The organism is Streptomyces sp. NPDC002076, assembly GCF_053593835.1.
In genome coordinates this window covers 50,620-66,942 of record NZ_JBSFDI010000023.1, presented here as the reverse complement: position 1 = coordinate 66,942, position 16,323 = coordinate 50,620, and the positions used below count along the sequence as shown (strand labels likewise).

The following is a 16,323-nucleotide window of genomic DNA, read 5'->3' as shown; positions in this document are numbered from 1 at the left end:
AGCACCGGGCCCGGTCAGGCCGGCGGGCACCAGTCGCGCAGCAGCCGGAAGAACTGCTCCTCATTGCCCGCGAGGCCCGCGCGCGCCAGGGCCTGTTCCGCCTCGGCCAGCACGGCGGGCGGCACCACGGCCGGCCGGCCGGCGTCCGGTGGCCCGTCGAAGACGGCGCGCACGGTATGCAGCAGCCGCAGATAGGCCTGTACGGCGGTGCGCTCGCGGTCGGTCAGTACGGCGGTGGGCATCGATCGGCTCTCCCCGAATAGGCGTCACGGTCGCGCGCCCTGCGGCGCACCTCTCCAGCTTGCCGCCCACCACTGACAACGCCGTTCGGTCCCGTCCCGGTTCGCCCGCTTAGCCGAGGCCGAATCCTTTCGGTACAGCTTGCGGGGGTGACCGGCGTGTCGTCCGCGGCTCGCCCTTGCGCCGTACGGCCGGATCAGCCCTGTGACCCCGGATAGCCCAGGGACGCCTCGATGCGCCCGGCCACGTCGTCGCGCTGCACCGGGCCCCGCAGGGCCGAACCGGCCAGCCAGGTACGGCACTTGCTGGCCAGCAGCAGACCGAAGGTCTCCGCGTCCCGCTCCTCGGCGCGGTCGAAACGGGTCCGGGCCGCGATCCGCTGCACCGTGGCCTGGAGCGCCTCCTGGTCGGTGTCGTCGTGCAGCAGTCGCGTGGCGACCCCGACACCGTCGACGTGGTGTCCGCGGTGGTCGGCATGCATGTGCCACAGTTCGTGGCCGAGAATCACCAACTGGTGGTCGGGCGCGGTGCGTTCCTCCACGACGACGAGGTCGCGGTCGGTCAGGTCCAGCCACAGGCCGCTCGCCGTGTCCGGCGGGAAGGCGGCCGCGCGGAAGTGCACCGGGCGGCCCCGGCGGCGGCTCATCGCCTCGCACAGCGCGCCGTACAGCTCCCGCGGCGGCGCCGGCGCGGGCAGTGCGAGCCCGCCCACCAGCTCGCCGCACAGCCGGCGCATGTCCCTGCCGATGCCCACAGTCCTCCCCCGGCTCACGACTCGGGCCGTTTGACGCTCTCCAGGAGCATGTCGAGCCACTCTGCGACTTTGTCCCGGTGCTGGTCGGTGGGCAACTGCGCGGCCCGCCAGGCTATTCCGCGCACCCCGTGGTCCTGCAGCAGCCGCTCCAGCGGATCCTCCTCGGCCCCGGCGGCGGCCCGCTCCCGGTCGGCGAGCTTCGTCAGCAGCTCCTGCTCGGTGCGCTGCAGGGCGCCCGCAAGCGCCTCGGGATCCTCCGCGGTCAGGAAGCCGGCGTGCACCCGGAAGAAGCGCTGCAGCGCGTCGCAGTGCTCCATGGTCGGCCGCCGGTCGCCGTTGATGAGGGCGCCGGCCTGCTGCCGGGACATGCCCGCGCCGTCGGCGATCTCCTGCTGGGTGTACTTGCGGCCGTTGGGTTTCAGCCGGGTGCGCCGCAGCAGGCCCAGGCGCTGCAGAAAGCGTGCCTGGACATCCGGTTCACCGGCGGGCCGGCCGGCGAGCAGGGCCTTGACCACCGGCTCCGGCACCCCGCAGGCCACGGAGAGCCGCCCGACGTCGAAGACCTCGGCATGCGGCACGCCGAGCCGGTCGGCGAGCGCGGTGACGCGGGCGACGACGGCCGGCAGCTGGGCGGTCGCCGTGGCGCCCGGATCCTCGTAGCCATCCGTCACCGACAGAACTCCTACGTCTCTCTAGGGCTTCAGATGTGTCTGTGCTTCTGAGTCCGTGATTCTCACGAGCGATCGCCGTGAACTTCCCGGAGAGTATCGGGTGCCTCGAACTCACATCCAGGTGTCGCCACAACTGTGGCGAATTTCAGCCGTCAATGCGCGCGGAATGCCACGATAGTTGACACGGTCTTGTCGCGGGCCGCAGGATCGCAGGGCCGCGTGAAGGCCGCAGAGGCAAGAGGGGTGACCTCCCGATGGCACATCAGGCAGGAGGGCAGCGGCCGGCACCGCGGCCCATCCCCGAGACCTGCGAGACCCAGGCGTATCTCCAGGACTACGCCGCACTGCTGGAGTCCCTCGGCTGCCCGTCCCTGGTCGTCGACCACCGCTGGGACGTGGTCATGGCCAACGGCGCGTTCGAGACACTTTTCCGCGGCGTGCGCCCGCACGCGACGGCCATGCCCGGGGACAACTTCCTGCGGTTCGTCCTGTTCCATCCGGACGCGGGCGAGGTCCTCGGCGAGCACGAGCAGGGCTGGTGCCTGCCGATGCTGGCCCACCTCAGGACCGCCCTGGAGACGTACGGTCACGACCAGGAACTCCAGGCGATCCGCCGGGACATCGCCCAGGACCCGCTGATGGAGGCCGCCTACCGGCAGGGCCTGCCGCACTGGATCCGTGCCGTCGGCGAGAGCGCGACCCGGCTCGACGGGGCCGTCCGGCTGCTGGTCCACCCCGATCCGCGGCGCGGCCCCGCCGAGTGCCGCATCGTCGAGGAGACGCCGGAGATTCTGCGCGGCCTCGGCTACCGGCGCCTTTCGATGGTCGTGCGGGAGAACCGCCGGCCCGCAGCGCCCGTACGCCGCCCGCGCCGGCCGCGGGGCACGGCGGCCCATCTGACCGTCGTACCGGCCACCGAGAACTGACCCGGCACCGCCGGCGTTCAGGTCGCCGGCGGCGCCGGGTCGGAAGAATCCGTCGCCCGGCAAGGAGCGCCCCGAAAGGCCGCTCTGCTCCCCCCCCTTACGCAAGCCACTTGCATATTTTGCGCTAGGCTTGCGCACATGACACGACGACTTGCGGAAGTGGCGAAGAAGGTCGGCGTCAGTGAAGCGACCGTCAGCCGGGTGCTCAACGGCAAACCCGGGGTCTCCGACGCCACCCGGCAGGCGGTGCTGACGGCGCTCGACGTCCTCGGTTACGAGCGCCCCACCCAGCTGCGTGGCGAACGCGCCCGGCTCGTCGGCCTGGTGCTGCCGGAGCTGCAGAACCCCATCTTCCCGGCGTTCGCCGAGGTCATCGGCGGCGCGCTCGCCCAGCTCGGACTCACCCCGGTGCTGTGCACACAGACCAAGGGCGGGGTCTCCGAGGCGGACTACGTCGAACTGCTGCTGCAGCAGCAGGTCTCCGGCGTCGTGTTCGCCGGCGGCCTGTACGCGCAGGCGGACGCCCCGCACGACCACTACCGGCTGCTCGCCGAGCGCAACATCCCCGTCGTCCTGGTCAACGCGGCCATCGAACACCTCGGCTTCCCGGGCGTGTCCTGCGACGACGCGGTCGCCGTCGAGCAGGCCTGGCGGCACCTCGCCTCCCTCGGGCACGAGCGCATCGGACTGGTCCTCGGCCCCGGCGACCATGTGCCCTCGGCGCGCAAGCTGGCCGCCGCGCGGGCGATCGCCGGCGATCTGCCGGAGGAGTTCGTCGCCCGGGCGATCTTCTCCATCGAGGGCGGTCACGCCGCCGCGTCCCGGCTGATCGACCGCGGTGTCACCGGCATCATCTGCGCCAGCGACCCGCTCGCCCTCGGCGCGATCCGGGCCGCCCGCCGCAAGGGACACGACGTCCCCGGCCGCATCTCCGTCGTCGGCTACGACGACTCGGCCTTCATGAACTGCACCGAGCCCCCGCTCACCACCGTCCGCCAGCCCATCGAGGCCATGGGCCGCGCGGCCGTCGAGCTGCTGAACGCGCAGATCGGCGGTACCGCTGTACCCGCCGAGGAGCTGCTGTTCGAACCCGAGCTGGTGGTGCGGGGGTCCACCGGGCAGGCCCCGCGCGGCTGAGATCGAGAAGATCCGGCTGCTTGTCGAACAATTGCAGATTCCGCGCGACATCTTGCGTCAGGATGTCGGCGGTGCTTGAGTGTGCGGCGCCCACCGCTCCTGCCATGAGTGCCATCAGGGGGTCCACCGATGAGAAGCACCGGGTTCCGCCGTACCCTCGTCGCGATCGGCGTCTGTTCCTCGCTCGCCCTCGCCGCCACCGCCTGCGGCTCCGGCGGTGACGGCTCGGCCGGCGGCAAGACGCGCATCACCGTCAACTGCGAGCCGCCCAAGAGCGCCAAGGTCGACCGGAGGTTCTTCGAGGAGGACCTCGCCTCCTTCGCCAAGCAGAACCCGGACATCGACGTCGTCGCGCACGACGCCTTCCCCTGCCAGGACCCGAAGACCTTCGACGCGAAGCTCGCCGGCGGTCAGATGGAAGACGTTTTCTACACGTACTTCACCGACGCCCGGCACGTCGTGGACATCCACCAGGCGGCCGATCTCACGCCGTACCTGAAGGACCTGAAGTCCTACGGCACCATCCAGAAGCAGCTGCGGGACATCTACACCGTCGACGGAAAGGTCTACGGCATCCCGCGCACCGGATACAGCATGGGGCTGATCTACAACCGCAAGCTGTTCCAGAGGGCCGGCCTCGACCCCGACAAGCCCCCGACGACCTGGGACGAGGTCCGCGCCGACGCCAGGAAGATCGCGGCCCTCGGCAACGGCACCGTCGGATACGCCGACTACAGCGCCCAGAACCAGGGCGGCTGGCACTTCACCGCCGAGCTGTACTCCCAGGGAGGGGACGTCGTCGCCAGCGACGGCAAGAAGGCAACCATCGACACCCCCGAGGGCCACGCCGTGCTGCAGAACCTGCACGACATGCGGTGGACCGACAACTCGATGGGCAGCAAGCAGCTCCTCGTCATCAACGACGTGCAGCAGATGATGGGTTCGGGCAGGCTCGGCATGTATCTCGCCGCCCCCGACAACATCCCGATCCTGGTCAAGGAGAAGGGCGCCAACTACGACGACATCGCCATCGGCCCGATGCCGGGCGGCAAGGGCACGCTCATCGGCGGCGACGGCTACATGTTCGACAAGCGCGACACGCCCGCCCAGATCCGGGCCGGCCTGAAGTGGCTGGACCACATGTTCCTCACCCCGGGAACGGGCTTCCTCGGTGACTACGCCCGCGCCAAGAAGAACGACGCTCCCGTCGGACTGCCCGAGCCCCGCCTGTTCACCGGCGCCGCCGACGCCAAGGACCAGCAGGCCAAGAAGGCCAACGCCAACGTCCCGGTGGAGAACTACCAGTCCTTCCTCGACGGCAACCAGCAGCTGCAGATGAAGATCGAGCCGCCGGACGCGCAGCAGATCTACTCCGTCCTCGACTCGACCGTCTCCGCCGTCCTCACCAAGAAGGACGCCGACATCGACCAGCTCCTCAAGGACGCCTCCGGAAAGATCGACGGCATCCTGGCCCGGAGCTGACCGCCATGACGAAGACGGCCGAACGGCGGCCCGCGACCCAGGCCGCCGTCCCCCCGGTCCCGGCGCCGCCCCCGGTAGGGGGCCGGAGGCGGCGCCGCCTCCTCGACCAGGCCCGCGCCTACGCCTTCCTCCTCGGCGGCCTCGTCTGCTTCGCCCTGTTCTCCTGGTACCCGGCGATCCGCGCGGTCGTCATCGCCTTCCAGAAGTACACGCCCGGCTCGAAGCCCGAGTGGGTCGGCACCGCCAACTTCACCCGAGTGCTGCACGACCCCGAATTCGGCGCGGCATGGCGCAACACCCTGTATTTCACCCTGCTCGCCTTGCTGATCGGCTTCGCGATCCCCTTCCTCCTCGCCCTCGTCCTCAACGAGCTGCGGCACGCCAAGGCCTTCTTCCGGGTCGTGGTCTATCTGCCGGTGATGATCCCGCCGGTGGTCAGCGCCCTGCTGTGGAAGTGGTTCTACGACCCCGGAGCCGGCCTCGCCAACGAGGCCCTGCGCTTCCTCCACCTGCCGACGTCCAACTGGTCCAACGGCACCGACACCGCGCTCGTCTCCCTGGTGATCGTGGCGACGTGGGCGAACATGGGCGGCACCGTCCTCATCTACCTCGCCGCCCTGCAGTCCATCCCGGGGGAGCTGTACGAGGCCGCCGAACTGGACGGCGCGAACCTGCTCCAGCGCGTCCGGCACGTCACGGTGCCGCAGACCAGGTTCGTGATCCTGATGCTGATGCTCCTGCAGATCATCGCCACCATGCAGGTGTTCACCGAGCCGTTCGTCATCACCGGCGGCGGACCGGAGAACGCCACGGTGACCGTGCTCTACCTCATCTACAAGTACGCCTTCCTCTACAACGACTTCGGCGGCGCCTGCGCCCTCAGCGTCATGCTCCTGGTGCTGCTCGGCGTCTTCTCCGCCGTCTATCTGCGGCTCACCCGCACCGAGGGGGACAGCGCATGAGCACCCGCACCCTGGTCTCCCCGGCCACCCTCGCCCGCCCGCGCGGCAAGGCCGTCTACTGGACCGTGTTCACGGCCGTCGTCGTGCTCTTCGCGTTGGCGTTCCTCTTCCCGGTCTACTGGATGGTGACCGGCGCGATGAAGTCGCCGGAGGAGGTGGCCCGCACACCGCCGACGCTGATCCCCGAGCACTGGCACCTCGGCGGCTACACCGACGCCTGGGACCTGATGCAGCTGCCGCAGCACCTGTGGAACACGGTGGTGCAGGCGGCCGGCGCCTGGGCGTTCCAGCTGGTGTTCTGCACGGCCGCCGCCTACGCCCTGTCCAAGCTGAAACCGGCCTTCGGCAAGGTGATCCTCGGCGGCATCCTGGCCACCCTCATGGTCCCGGCGCAGGCCCTGGTCGTACCGAAGTACCTGACGGTCGCCGACCTGCCGCTGATCCACACCAGCCTGCTCAACGACCGCCTCGCCATCTGGCTCCCGGCGGTCGCGAACGCCTTCAACCTCTATCTGCTCAAACGGTTCTTCGACCAGTTGCCCCGCGATGTGCTGGAGGCCGCCGAGATTGACGGCGCCGGCAAGCTGCGCATCCTGTGGTCGGTAGTGCTGCCCATGTCCCGGCCGGTGCTCGGCGTGGTGTCGATCTTCGCGCTGGTCGCCGTCTGGCAGGACTTCCTGTGGCCGCTGATGGTCTTCTCCGACACCGACAAGCAGCCGATCAGCGTGGCCCTGGTCCAGCTGTCGCAGAACATCCAGCTCACCGTGCTCATCGCCGCCATGGTGATCGCCGGCATCCCGGTGGTGGCGCTGTTCCTCGTCTTCCAGCGGCACATCATCGCCGGGATCGGCGCGGGCGGCACCAAGGGCTGACGCCGCCGTCACGTCCAGAGAAAGGGAAGCTCCGTGGGACAGCCCATCCATGCCCGAACGGACCGCGACTGGTGGCGCTCGGCCGTCATCTACCAGGTCTACGTCCGCAGCTTCGCGGACGGCGACGGCGACGGCACCGGCGACCTCGCGGGCGTCCGCGCCAAGCTGCCGTATCTCGCCGAACTCGGCGTGCACGCACTGTGGTTCACCCCCTGGTATCTGTCACCCCTGAAGGACGGTGGCTACGACGTCGCCGACTACCGGACCATCGACCCGGCCTTCGGCACCCTCGCCGAGGCGGAGAAACTCATCGCGGAGGCCCGGGAGCTGGGCATCCGGACCATCGTCGACATCGTGCCCAACCACGTCTCCGACCAGCACCCCTGGTTCCGGGCCGCGCTCGCCGCCGGGCCCGGCAGCCCGGAGCGCGAGCTGTTCCACTTCCGGCAAGGGCGCGGACCGCACGGCGAACTCCCGCCGAACGACTGGCCGTCGCAGTTCGTCGGCTCCACCGAACCGGTGTGGACGCGGCTGCCCGACGGCGACTGGTATCTGCACCTGTTCACGCCGGAGCAGCCGGACCTCAACTGGGCCCACCCGGCCGTCCGCCAGGAGCACGAGGACATCCTGCGGTTCTGGTTCGAGCGGGGCGTCGCCGGTGTCCGCATCGACTCCGCGGCCCTGCTGGCCAAGGATCCCGACCTGCCCGACCTCGCCTCCCACCCCGAGCCGCACCCCTTCGTCGACCGCGACGAACTCCACGACATCTACCGCTCCTGGCGGCGCGTGGCGGACGAGTACGACGGCGTCTTCGTCGGCGAGGTCTGGCTGCCCGACGCCGAGCGCTTCGCCCGCTATCTGCGCCCCGACGAACTCCACACCGCCTTCAACTTCTCCTTTCTCTCCTGCCCCTGGGACCCCGGCCGGCTGCGGGCCTCGATCGACACCACCCTCGCCGAGCACGCCCCCGTCGGTGCCCCGGCGACCTGGGTGCTGTGCAACCACGACGTCACCCGCACGGTCACCCGCTACGGCCGCGAGGACACCGGGTTCGACTTCGCCGCGAAGGCCTTCGGCACCCCGACCGATCTGGCGCTCGGGACCCGGCGGGCGCGGGCCGCCGCCCTGCTGTCGCTGGCCCTGCCGGGGGCGGTGTACCTCTACCAGGGCGAGGAACTGGGGCTGCCGGAGGCCGAGATCCCCGTCGACCGCATACAGGACCCGATGTACGTTCGCTCGCGGGGAGCAGACCCCGGCCGGGACGGCTGCCGGGTGCCGCTGCCGTGGGTCGCCGGTATGCCGCATGCGGGCTTCGGTGCCCAGCAGGAGCCCTGGCTGCCCCAGCCGGCCGACTGGCCGTCGTACGCCGTCGACCGTCAACAACAGGAGCCCGACTCCATGCTCTCCCTCTACCGCCAGGCCGTCGCCACCCGCCCGGTCTTCGGTGACGGCCCCCTGACCTGGCTGCCCGCCCCCGACGGGGTACTGGCCTTCATCCGCGCCGAGGGGGCGATGTGCGTGGTCAACTTCGCGCCCACGCCCGCCGACCTCCCCGCGCACTCCCGACTCCTGCTGAGCAGCGGCCCGCTGGACGACGCCGGCCGGCTGCCCCAGGACACGGCGGCCTGGCTGCGGAGCTGAGCCGCCGACGCACCGCGCTATCCCCACACCCCCACCTCGAAGGGATCAGCACATGCAGAGCACCAGGGCCAGAGCTGTCAGGAGCATGCCAGCCATTGCGGTCGCCGTGGCTCTCGCCGCCGGCATGCTCGTCGCCGTCGCGCCCGCCGCCCACGCGGCCGCCGGCGCCGCCCTCCCCTTCACCTCGGTGGAGGCGGAGTCGGCGACCACCACCGGCACCAGGATCGGCCCCGACTACACCCAGGGCACGCTCGCCTCCGAGGCCTCCGGACGGCAGGCCGTGCGCCTCACCTCCGGACAGCGCGTCGAGTTCACGGCGCCCCAGGCCGCCAACGCCGTGAACGTCTCCTACAGCGTCCCCGACGGCCAGACCGGCACGCTCGACGTGTACGTCAACGGTGTCAAGCTCGCCAGGACCCTGACCGTCACCTCCAAGTACTCCTACATCGACACCGGCTGGATCCCCGGCGCCAAGCAGCATCACTTCTTCGACGATGCGCGCCTGATGCTCGGCCGGAACATCCAGGCGGGCGACAAGGTCGCCCTCGAGTCGACCGGCACCCAGGTCACGGTCGACGTCGCGGACTTCGAGCAGGTCGCGGCGCCCGCCACCCAGCCCGCCGGCTCCGTGTCCGTCGTCTCCAAGGGCGCCGACCCCAGCGGCAACGGTGACTCCACCCAGGCCTTCCGGGACGCCATCGCCGCCGCCCAGGGCGGAACGGTCTGGATCCCGCCGGGTGACTACAAGATCACCTCGTCCCTCGACGGCGTGCAGAACGTGACGCTCCAGGGCGCCGGCAGCTGGTACTCGGTGGTGCACACCTCCCGGTTCATCGACCAGTCCAGCTCCTCCGGGAACGTCCACATCAAGGACTTCGCGGTCATCGGCGAGGTCACCGAGCGCGTCGACTCCAGTCCCGACAACTTCGTCAACGGCTCCCTCGGCCCGAACTCCTCCGTCTCCGGCATGTGGATCCAGCACCTGAAGTGCGGCATGTGGCTGACCGGCACCAACGACAACCTGGTCGTGGAGAACAACCGCTTCCTCGACACCACCGCCGACGGCATCAACCTCAACGGCACCGCCAGGGGCGTCGTCGTCCGCAACAACTTCCTGCGCAACCAGGGCGACGACGCCCTCGCCATGTGGTCGCTCTACTCGCCGGACACGAACTCCAGCTTCGAGAACAACACGATCTCGCAGCCCAACCTCGCCAACGGCATCACCATCTACGGCGGCACCGACATCTCCGTGAAGAACAACCTGGTCTCCGACACCAACGCCCTCGGCAGCGGAATCGCGATCTCCAACCAGAAGTTCATGGACCCCTTCTCCCCGCTGTCGGGCACCATCACGGTCGACGGCAACACACTCGTCCGCACCGGAGCGATGAACCCCAACTGGAACCACCCGATGGGCGCGCTGCGCGTCGACTCCTACGACAGCGCGATCAACGCGACCGTCAACATCACCAACACGACGATCACCGACAGCCCGTACAGCGCCTTCGAGTTCGTCTCCGGCGGCGGACAGGGCTACCCGGTGAAGAACGTCAATGTCACCGGCGCGACGGTGAAGAACACCGGAACGGTCGTCGTCCAGGCCGAGGCGCAGGGCGCGGCCACCTTCAAGAACGTCACCGCCACCCAGGTCGGAGCCGCCGGCATCTACAACTGCCCCTACCCGGCGAACTCCGGCTCCTTCGCGCTCACCGACGGCGGCGGCAACTCCGGCTGGTCCAGCACCTGGTCGGACTGCTCCACCTGGCCCCAGCCCGGCCAGGGCAACCCCGACCCCGACCCGAACCGCAACCTCGCCAAGGGCAGGCCGGCCTCCGCGACCGGCTCCCAGGACGTCTACACGCCCGGCAAGGCGGTCGACGGTGACGCGAACTCCTACTGGGAGTCGACCAACAACGCCTTCCCGCAGTCCTGGACGGTCGACCTCGGCTCGTCCTACGCCGTACGCCGCCTGGTGCTGAAGCTCCCGCCGTCTTCGGCGTGGGGCGCCCGCACCCAGACCATCACCGTGCTCGGCAGCACCGACGGCTCGGCCTACTCGACCGTCGCGGGCTCCCAGGGCTACCGCTTCGACCCGGCCACCGGCAACACGGCCACCGTCGCCCTGCCGAGCAGCACGAACCTGCGGTACCTCCGCCTCACCGTCAGCGCCAACACGGGCTGGCCGGCCGGGCAGTTCAGTGAGGTGGAGGCCTACCTGACGTCCTGATCCAGGACCACCCTCACAGATCCAGCACCAGACGGGCGCCCCGGCACCGGGACACACAGATCATCATCGTGTCACCCGCCGACCGCTCCTCCTCGGTGAGGACCGAGTCCCGGTGATCCGGGGCGCCCTCCAGCACATCGGTCTCGCAGGTGCCGCACGTCCCCTCCGTGCAGGAGTAGAGCACCTGGACCCCGGCGGCGCGCACCGCGTCCAGTACGGACACCTCCGGCGGGACGGTGACGGTCATGCCGCTACGGGCGAGCACGACCTCGAACGCCTCGTCCGCGCCCGGCTGTTGCTCCTTCGTCTGGAAGCGCTCCACCCGCAGCACTCCGGCCGGGCAGCGCTCCTCGACCGCGTCCAGCAGCGGCCCCGGACCGCAGCAGTACACCAGGGTGCCCTCGGGCAGGTCGTCGAGCACCGGGCCCAGGTCCAGCAGGCCGGTCTCGTCCTGCGGGGCGAGGGTGACCCGGTCGCCGTAGCGGGCGAGCTCCGGGATGAACGCCATGGACGAGCGGGTGCGTCCGCCGTAGAGCAACGTCCAGTCGGCCCCCGCCTGTTCGGCTGCGGCGAGCATCGGCAGGATCGGGGTGATGCCGATGCCGCCCGCGATGAACCGGTAGCGGGACGCGGGCTCCTGCCGGAAGTGGTTGCGCGGCCCGCGCACCCGGACCTTCCCGCCCTCGCCCACCTGCTCGTGCACATGGGCCGAGCCTCCCCGCCCGGCCGGTTCGCGCAGCACCGCGATCCGCCACGCCGACCGGTCCGCCGGATCCCCGCACAGCGAGTACTGCCGCTCCAGGCCCGGCCCGAGCAGCAGGTCCACGTGGGCGCCGGGCTCCCAGTCGGGCAGTTCACGGCCGAGCGGATCGCGCAGCGTCAGGGCCAGCACTCCCTCGGCGGCGGACTCCCGTGCGGCCACGACGAGTTCGAGTTCGGTCACCGTACGGCCTCTTCGCTGTCGTGTCCTTCCGGATGCGCCAGCATCCACTCCCACATCAGCACCGGGTCATCGGCGGTGTGCTCCGCACCGCAGTGGCAGGTGCCGTGCAGCAGGTCCGTGCCCGGCAGCCAGTCGATGCGGTAGACCTCGCCGGTACCGGGGCTCACCGGACCTCCTCGACGGGCTTGTCGCCCTCCTCGACCAGCCGGGCCAGGATCCGGCGCGCGGCCAGGCCGCCGGTGTCGATGTTGATGCTCAGCTCCTGGTAGCCGGTGCGTTCGGTGCCGAGGGTGCGCTGCAGCAGATTGAGCGCGTCCACGTCCTGCATCACCACGGTGTGGTTGTTGGCCCGCAGGAACTCGGTGACCTCGGCGTCCTGGGTCGCCCAGTCCCGGGACACCGCCCAGAAGTCGTACACCTTGCCGTCCGCCGAGGGCGTGATGGCGTAGGTGATCTCGGTGTGGAAGCCCTGCGGGTCGCTGCCGTCCGGCTCCGGCACGACGCCCACGGGCGCGATCCGGCTGTGCAGCAGATACAGACAGGGTGCGTGGTACTCGATGTCCTGCCAGCGGGTGATCCGGCCCTCGATGCCCGTCGAACGGGCGTAGAACGACGGGCACTCGGCGTCGTCCATGTGCCGGCTGACCCGGACCACGCCCGCGCCCTCGTCCACCTCGGTGGTGATGGGCGTCTCGGCGACCTCGGGGGTGCCGATGTATCCGCCGTGCAGATACGTCTCGTGGGACAGGTCGAGGAGGTTGTCGACGAGCAGGCCGTAGTCGGCGTCGATCGGCTCCATGCCGCGCACGGTGGTCCAGCCGGGGGAGTCCAGGTGCCGGGCCCGCGGGATCGTCTGCGGGTCGGCGAGCGCCGGGTCGCCGATCCACACCCAGACCAGCGAGTCCTGCTCCACCACCGGGTAGGAGGCGACGCGCGCGGTGCGCGGGATGCGTTTCTGGCCCGGTACGTAGACGCAGGCGCCGGTGCGGTCGTAGGTGAAACCGTGGTAGCCGCAGACGATCCGGTCGCCGTCCAGGCCGCTGGAGGAGAGCGGGTAGCGGCGGTGGACACACCGGTCGTGCAGGGCGACCGGGCCGCCGTCCTCCTCGGCACGGTAGAGGACGAGCGGTTCCCCGAGGATCGTCCGGCCGAGCAACTCGCGTCCGACCTCCTCGCTGTAGGCGGCGACGTACCACTGATTCCGCGCGAAAGCGGTCATGTGCGGCATGGCTGCGGCTCCCATCTGTGGGTGGTGGCCACATCGTCGGGGCGTGCCGCACAGGGCACAACGCCGACTTCCGTCTGACGGAAGCCTGCCTGCGAACGATTGCCGCACCACACGGACCGCCGAGTTTCACACGGGCGCCATCAGACCCTTCCCTGACGTTTGTCGCTCTTGGAACACTCGCTGCGCGCAGATTCCGTCATTTGGGCGGATCACGTACGTCAGGACGAGAGGACCCGCAGACCCATGCCCGAAGTCAATCGGCGCCGATTCCTCCAACTCGCGGGCGCCACGACGGCGTTCACCGCACTGTCCAGCAGCATCCAGCGTGCCGCCGCACTGCCCGCGAACCATCGCACCGGAACGGTCCGGGACGTCGAGCACATCGTCGTCCTCATGCAGGAGAACCGATCCTTCGACCACTACTTCGGCACGCTCCGAGGCGTCCGCGGCTTCGGTGACCCCCGCTCCGTCACGCAGAACGGCCGCTCGGTCTGGAAGCAGTCGGACGGCACCAAGGACATCCTGCCCTTCCACCCGGACGCCGACGACCTGGGCCTCGCGTTCATCCAGGACCTGCCGCACGGCTGGCAGGACACCCACGCCGCGTTCAACGGCGGCAAGTACGACAAGTGGGTGCCGGCCAAGGGCACCACGGCCATGGCGCACCTGACCCGCGAGGACATACCGTTCCACTACGCCCTCGCGGACGCCTTCACCATCTGCGACGCCTACCACTGCTCGTTCATGGGCTCGACCGACCCGAACCGCTACTACATGTGGAGCGGTTACGTCGGCAACGACGGCCAGGGCGGCGGCCCGGTCCTCGGCAACGACGAGAAGGGCTACGGCTGGACGACGTACCCCGAGCGCCTGGAGAAGGCCGGGGTCTCCTGGAAGATCTACCAGGACGTCGGCGACGGCCTCGACGCGAACGGCGGCTGGGGCTGGATCGAGGACGCCTACCGCGGCAACTATGGCGACAACGCCCTGCTCTACTTCAACCAGTACCGGGGCGCCAAGCCCGGCGACCCGCTGTACGACAAGGCCCGCACCGGCACCGACGCCCGCAAGGGCGAGGGCTTCTTCGACCAGCTGAAGGCCGACGTCAAGGCCGGCAAGCTGCCGCAGGTCTCCTGGATCGTCGCCCCCGAGGCCTTCACCGAGCACCCCAACTGGCCCGCCAACTACGGCGCCTGGTACGTCTCCCAGGTCCTGGACGCGCTCACCTCCAACCCCGAAGTCTGGGGGAAGACCGCGCTGTTCATCACCTACGACGAGAACGACGGCTTCTTCGACCACGTCATCCCGCCGTACCCGCCGGCCTCCGGCGCCCAGGGCAAGTCGACCGTGGACGCCACCCCCGACCTGTACAAGGGCGACGCGAGTCATGTCGCCGGGCCCTACGGGCTCGGCCAGCGCGTCCCGATGCTGGTCGTCTCCCCGTGGAGCAAGGGCGGTTACGTCTGCTCCGAGACCTTCGACCACACCTCGATCATCCGGTTCATCGAGCGCCGCTTCGGCGTGCAGGAGCCGAACATCTCCCCGTGGCGCCGCGCCGTCGTCGGCGACCTGACGGCCGCCTTCGACTTCTCCCGCAAGGACACCAAGCCGGTCGCGCTGCCGTCCACGGCCGCGTACGAGCCGCCGGACCACAACCGGCACCCCGACTACGTGCCGACGCCGCCCGCCCACCCCGCCCTGCCCAAGCAGGAGCGCGGCCACCGGCCCACCCGCCCGCTGAAGTACGACCCGGTGGTGGACGGTTCCGCGGACACCGCGGCCGGCACCCTCACGCTCACGTTCGCCTCGGGGGCGCACGCGGGCGCCGCCTTCCTGGTGACCTCGGGCAACCGCACCGACGGCCCCTGGACCTACACCACCGCGGCCGGCAAGTCCCTGACGGACACCTGGAACTCGGCCTACTCCGGCGGTCTGCACGACCTCGCCGTGCACGGCCCCAACGGCTTCCTGCGCGTCTTCAAGGGCAAGGGCAAGGCCGCGGGACCGGAGGCGACCGCGCGGCACAAGGGCGACGACCTGGAACTCACCTTCACCAACAAGGGCTCCGGCACGGTGAAGCTGAAGGTCGTGAGCGGTTACGGCGGCGCCCCGGCGACGGTGACCGTACGGCCCGGCGCGACCGTCAAGCACACCGTGGACCTCACGGCGAGCAAGCGCTGGTACGACGTGACGGTGACGTGTGACGCCGACCCGGCCTTCCTGCGCGGCTTCGCCGGCCACGTCGAGAACGGCCACCCCGGCGTCAGCGACCCGGCGATCGCCTCGGAGTGAACGGGCGATGACGACCGCTCCGTGCGGACTGGTCAGGTACCGGTCACATCAGGGTAGTGTGCCCCGGTGACCACGCAATCGAACACTCCGGCAGGCTGGTACCCGGATCCGCACGGAGCGCCCCAGACGCTCCGCTACTGGGACGGCGCGCAGTGGACCCAGCACACCAACCCGGCGGGGCAGCCCGCCGGTCAGGTTCCGCAGCAGCAGGCCGCTCCCCAGCAGTACGGCGCCCCGCAGGCGCAGGGCGTCGACCCCAAGGTGCAGCGTCAGGTGCAGCAGCAGGCCGGGGTCGCGGCCGGCGGCCCCGGCGGCGGCACCCTCTTCACCGAGCCCGTCCTGGTGGTGAACCAGAAGGCCAAGCTGATCGAGGTGACCAACGAGTACAAGGTCATGGATCAGAACGGCCGGGACATCGGCTCGGTCACCGAGGTCGGGCAGGGCGTACTGCGGAAGATCTTCCGCTTCATTTCCAACTGGGACCAGTTCCTGACCCACAAGCTGGAGATCCGCGACGCCTACGGCCAGCCGCAGCTGCTGCTGACCCGGCCCGCGAAGATCTTCAAGTCCCGCGTGATCGTGTCGCGTCCGGACGGGTCGCAGGTCGGCGAGATCGTCCAGCAGAACATGATCGGGAAGATCAACTTCGCGATGAACGCGAACGGCCAGCAGGTCGGCGCGATCAAGGCGGAGAACTGGCGGGCGTGGAACTTCGCGATCGTCGACCACGCGGACAACGAGGTCGCCCGGATCACCAAGACCTGGGAGGGCCTCGCCAAGACGCTCTTCACGACCGCGGACAACTACGTCCTGCAGATCCACTACCAGCTGCCGGAGCCGCTGCTGAGCCTCGTGGTGGCGACGGCCCTGACCGTCGACACCGCGCTCAAGCAGGACTCGCGGGGCTGGAACTGAACAGGCCCCGACGGGGGAGAACGCCGACGG

General features: G+C 70.1%; 15 protein-coding genes. 9 read left to right on the top strand and 6 right to left on the bottom strand.

The genetic code is table 11. The features are described 5' to 3' along the window. Positions 1-14 precede the first annotated feature (14 nt). From ACWCQS_RS36225 to ACWCQS_RS36215, 3 genes are all read right to left on the bottom strand, one after another. A complete protein-coding gene (locus tag ACWCQS_RS36225; protein WP_451008410.1) occupies positions 15-242 on the bottom strand; it encodes a hypothetical protein in 228 nt (75 codons plus the stop codon). A 194-nt stretch (positions 243-436) separates the two neighbouring features. Then, on the bottom strand, positions 437-994 hold the full coding sequence (locus tag ACWCQS_RS36220) for a toxin-antitoxin system, toxin component (RefSeq protein WP_451008409.1): 558 nt from the start codon (positions 992-994) through the stop codon (positions 437-439). 14 nt (positions 995-1,008) lie between these two features. Continuing rightward, positions 1,009-1,665, bottom strand: a complete 657-nt coding sequence (locus ACWCQS_RS36215) for a helix-turn-helix domain-containing protein (protein ID WP_388627033.1) — start codon at positions 1,663-1,665, stop codon at positions 1,009-1,011. Positions 1,666-1,919: 254 nt separating this feature from the next. Between ACWCQS_RS36215 and ACWCQS_RS36210 the strand changes: the two genes are divergently transcribed. The 7 genes from ACWCQS_RS36210 to ACWCQS_RS36180 all read left to right on the top strand — a co-directional run bounded on the left by ACWCQS_RS36210 (position 1,920) and on the right by ACWCQS_RS36180 (position 10,915). Beyond that, a complete protein-coding gene (locus tag ACWCQS_RS36210) occupies positions 1,920-2,591 on the top strand; it encodes an MmyB family transcriptional regulator (protein ID WP_451008408.1) in 672 nt (223 codons plus the stop codon). Between the two features lie 138 nt (positions 2,592-2,729). Continuing rightward, a complete protein-coding gene (locus ACWCQS_RS36205) occupies positions 2,730-3,728 on the top strand; it encodes a LacI family DNA-binding transcriptional regulator (protein WP_451008407.1) in 999 nt (332 codons plus the stop codon). 129 nt (positions 3,729-3,857) lie between these two features. After that, positions 3,858-5,210: an ABC transporter substrate-binding protein gene (locus ACWCQS_RS36200; RefSeq protein ID WP_451008406.1), complete on the top strand. Its 1,353-nt coding sequence runs from the start codon at positions 3,858-3,860 to the stop codon at positions 5,208-5,210. A 5-nt stretch (positions 5,211-5,215) separates the two neighbouring features. Further along, positions 5,216-6,172 (top strand): carbohydrate ABC transporter permease, encoded by a 957-nt coding sequence (locus tag ACWCQS_RS36195; protein ID WP_451008405.1) that lies wholly within the window; start codon positions 5,216-5,218, stop codon positions 6,170-6,172. Then, positions 6,169-7,044 (top strand): carbohydrate ABC transporter permease, encoded by an 876-nt coding sequence (locus tag ACWCQS_RS36190; protein WP_451008404.1) that lies wholly within the window; start codon positions 6,169-6,171, stop codon positions 7,042-7,044. Before ACWCQS_RS36195 ends, ACWCQS_RS36190 begins: the two co-directional genes overlap by 4 nt. 33 nt (positions 7,045-7,077) lie before the next feature. Next, positions 7,078-8,685, top strand: a complete 1,608-nt coding sequence (locus ACWCQS_RS36185) for a glycoside hydrolase family 13 protein (RefSeq protein ID WP_451008403.1) — start codon at positions 7,078-7,080, stop codon at positions 8,683-8,685. A gap of 85 nt (positions 8,686-8,770) precedes the next feature. After that, on the top strand, positions 8,771-10,915 hold the full coding sequence (locus ACWCQS_RS36180) for a discoidin domain-containing protein (RefSeq protein WP_451008402.1): 2,145 nt from the start codon (positions 8,771-8,773) through the stop codon (positions 10,913-10,915). A gap of 13 nt (positions 10,916-10,928) precedes the next feature. On the opposite strand, the gene ACWCQS_RS36175 is transcribed toward ACWCQS_RS36180, so the two are convergent. From ACWCQS_RS36175 to ACWCQS_RS36165, 3 genes are read right to left on the bottom strand one after another with little or no spacing between them, the layout of a single operon-like run. Next, positions 10,929-11,858, bottom strand: coding sequence for a PDR/VanB family oxidoreductase (locus tag ACWCQS_RS36175; protein ID WP_451008401.1), 930 nt, complete (start codon positions 11,856-11,858; stop codon positions 10,929-10,931). Further along, positions 11,855-12,025 carry a hypothetical protein gene (locus tag ACWCQS_RS36170; RefSeq protein WP_388627020.1) on the bottom strand — a complete coding sequence of 57 codons (171 nt, stop codon included), beginning with the start codon at positions 12,023-12,025 and terminating at the stop codon, positions 11,855-11,857. The genes ACWCQS_RS36175 and ACWCQS_RS36170 overlap by 4 nt, the downstream gene beginning before the upstream one ends. Further along, the gene (locus ACWCQS_RS36165) at positions 12,022-13,086 is read right to left on the bottom strand and encodes a Rieske 2Fe-2S domain-containing protein (RefSeq protein WP_451008468.1); all 1,065 of its coding nucleotides are present in this window, start codon (positions 13,084-13,086) and stop codon (positions 12,022-12,024) included. The genes ACWCQS_RS36170 and ACWCQS_RS36165 overlap by 4 nt, the downstream gene beginning before the upstream one ends. Before the next feature lie 243 nt (positions 13,087-13,329). Between ACWCQS_RS36165 and ACWCQS_RS36160 the strand changes: the two genes are divergently transcribed. Both ACWCQS_RS36160 and ACWCQS_RS36155 read left to right on the top strand, forming a co-directional pair. Continuing rightward, positions 13,330-15,378: a phosphocholine-specific phospholipase C gene (locus tag ACWCQS_RS36160; RefSeq protein WP_451008400.1), complete on the top strand. Its 2,049-nt coding sequence runs from the start codon at positions 13,330-13,332 to the stop codon at positions 15,376-15,378. Between the two features lie 66 nt (positions 15,379-15,444). Then, a complete protein-coding gene (locus ACWCQS_RS36155; RefSeq protein ID WP_451008399.1) occupies positions 15,445-16,293 on the top strand; it encodes a phospholipid scramblase-related protein in 849 nt (282 codons plus the stop codon). Positions 16,294-16,323 lie beyond the last annotated feature (30 nt).